At 41.5% G+C, this 549-nt stretch carries 1 protein-coding gene; it reads right to left on the bottom strand.

Annotation, left to right across the window (positions count from 1 at the left end):
• Positions 1-296, bottom strand: a 296-nt coding sequence (locus tag N1032_RS27275) for an RtcB family protein (RefSeq protein WP_259543836.1), incomplete at its 3' end; no start/stop codon positions are given.
• Positions 297-549 lie beyond the last annotated feature (253 nt).

Raw genomic sequence — 549 nt, 5'->3', positions numbered from 1 at the left:
CGAGCAATCGTATCTCGAATGGTTTTAACATCTTTCTCTTTCAGACCGATCTGGACAGTAGAAACACCACAACCAATATCATAACCAACGAACGCTGGATAGATAGTTCCTTTGGTTGCAACCACGCCACCGATTGGCAGCACATAACCTGAGTGAACATCAGGCATTAAAGCGCCCTGAACGACGTCAGGCTGCTTCATTACGTTAACGAACTGTTCGATAGCGCCTGGCTCTACAACGTCTGTAAAGATGTTATAGGGCTTATTTAAGGCGTCAAGAACTTTCAATTTCAACATATGGATTCCAACCTCTGGTAGGTTTAAAATTTGGATTATAATAGTGATGCCAACGAACAATTTGACTGAAAGCTAAGTGGCTCACACAACCGGTACAGAAAGAATGTCTTAACATTGTTTCAGGGTTTGGTCTAAAGTGGTAGATTGTAAGTTCTGTTCCACAACACTTGCAGGTTTTAACTGGAATCATATTACCTACTCTTTGCAAGACGAAATACTGCAAGAGCTTTACTAGCAATATCACAAGTCGGAG

This window comes from Herbiconiux daphne (assembly GCF_024979295.1).
GTDB lineage: Bacteria > Actinomycetota > Actinomycetes > Actinomycetales > Microbacteriaceae > Herbiconiux > Herbiconiux daphnes.
Note: the sequence above shows the minus strand (reverse complement) of the source record. Positions and strands in the feature narration are given on the sequence as shown.